Source organism: Cupriavidus sp. WS (assembly GCF_000395345.1).
Taxonomy (GTDB): Bacteria; Pseudomonadota; Gammaproteobacteria; order Burkholderiales; family Burkholderiaceae; genus Cupriavidus; species Cupriavidus basilensis_B.
The window spans coordinates 1-1,610 of record NZ_AQPL01000458.1 but is presented as its reverse complement, the minus strand read 5'-3'; the positions used below and the strand labels follow the sequence as shown (position 1 = coordinate 1,610).

The window sequence follows — 1,610 nt, the reverse complement described above, 5'->3', positions numbered from 1 at the left end:
ATGCCGTTTGTGTCTTCTTGCGCGCCGCCGGCCAGGCGGGCGCGGCGGGCGAGACGGCATCCGAAACGAGCCCCGCGCCGCTCCCGGTGCCGCGCGGGGCCCGGCACCCACATCGCACCTAGTGCCAACCCACGCCCGGGCCCTTCCCGTGACCCGGACGCCAAATTTATCGCCGACCGCCGCCATGTCTCTGGATCCGGATCAAATCGTCGCCGACGCCCAGGCCGCCTTCGCCGCCGCCAACGACAACGCCTCGCTGGAAAACGAAAAAGCCCGCTTTCTCGGCAAGACCGGCGCGCTCACCGAGCTGCTCAAGAGCCTCGGCAAGCTCGACCCGGAGGCGCGCAAGAGCGAAGGCGCGCGCATCAACCAGGCCAAGCAGCAGGTCGAGGCCGCGCTCAACGCGCGCCGCCAGGCGCTGGCCGACGCGCTGATGAACGCGCGGCTGGCCGCCGAGGCCATCGACGTCACGCTGCCCGGGCGCGCCGTGGCGCGCGGCAGCCTGCACCCGGTGATGCGCACCTGGGAGCGCGTCGAGCAGATCTTCGGCTCGGTCGGCTTCGACGTGGCCGACGGCCCCGAGATCGAGACCGACTGGATGAACTTCACCGCGCTGAACAACCCGGACAACCATCCGGCGCGCTCGATGCAGGACACCTTCTACGTGGACGGCCGCGACAGCGAGGGCAAGCTCCTGCTGCTGCGCACCCACACCAGCCCGATGCAGGTCCGCTACGCGCGCATGCATGTGGAGAAGTACAAGGGCCGCGCGATGCCGCCGATCAAGGTGATCTGCCCGGGCCGCACGTACCGCGTCGACAGCGACGCCACGCACTCGCCGATGTTCAACCAGGTCGAGGGCCTGTGGATCGGCGAGGACGTGAGCTTCGCCGACCTGAAGGGCGTGTACACCGACTTCCTGCGCAAGTTCTTCGAGCGCGACGACATCCAGGTGCGCTTCCGCCCGTCGTACTTCCCGTTCACCGAGCCGTCGGCGGAAATCGACATGGCTTTCGGCAACGGCAGATGGCTGGAGATCTCCGGCTCGGGCCAGGTGCACCCGAACGTGCTGCGCAACATGGGGCTGGACCCCGAGCGCTACATCGGCTTCGCCTTCGGCTCCGGCCTCGAACGCCTGACCATGCTCCGCTACGGCATCAACGACCTGCGCCTGTTCTTCGAAGGCGACGCGCGTTTCCTGCGCCAGTTCGCCTGAGGCCGCCCGCGCGCCAGAGCATCACGTCACCGACTCAACAGAACAGAATACTTACCGGATCAGAAGCGCCATGCAATTCTCGGAATCCTGGCTTCGCAGTTTCGTCAATCCCGACAAGGTCACCACTGACGCGCTCTCGCACAGCCTGACGATGGCCGGGCTGGAGGTGGAAGAGGTCGGCCCGGTCGCGCCGCCGTTCGACAAGGTGGTGGTGGCCCGCGTGCTCGCCACCGAGCGCCATCCCAACGCCGACCGCCTCAACGTGTGCCAGGTCGATGCCGGCACCGGCCAGACGCTGCAGATCGTGTGCGGCGCGCCCAACGTGGCGCCCGGCATCCTGGTGCCGTGCGCGCTGGTCGGCGCGGTGCTGCCGGCGGCCGAGGCGGGCGGCAAG

The 1,610-nt window shown here is 68.8% G+C and carries 1 protein-coding gene and 1 pseudogene; both read left to right on the top strand.

The genetic code is table 11. The annotated features are described in order from the left end of the window. Positions 1–190 precede the first annotated feature (190 nt). Positions 191–1,216, top strand: a complete 1,026-nt coding sequence (gene pheS / locus K206_RS0131040) for a phenylalanine--tRNA ligase subunit alpha (RefSeq protein WP_196812941.1) — start codon at positions 191–193, stop codon at positions 1,214–1,216. A gap of 70 nt (positions 1,217–1,286) precedes the next feature. Continuing rightward, positions 1,287–1,610, top strand: a pseudogene (locus K206_RS39785) (phenylalanine--tRNA ligase subunit beta); the annotation flags it as partial.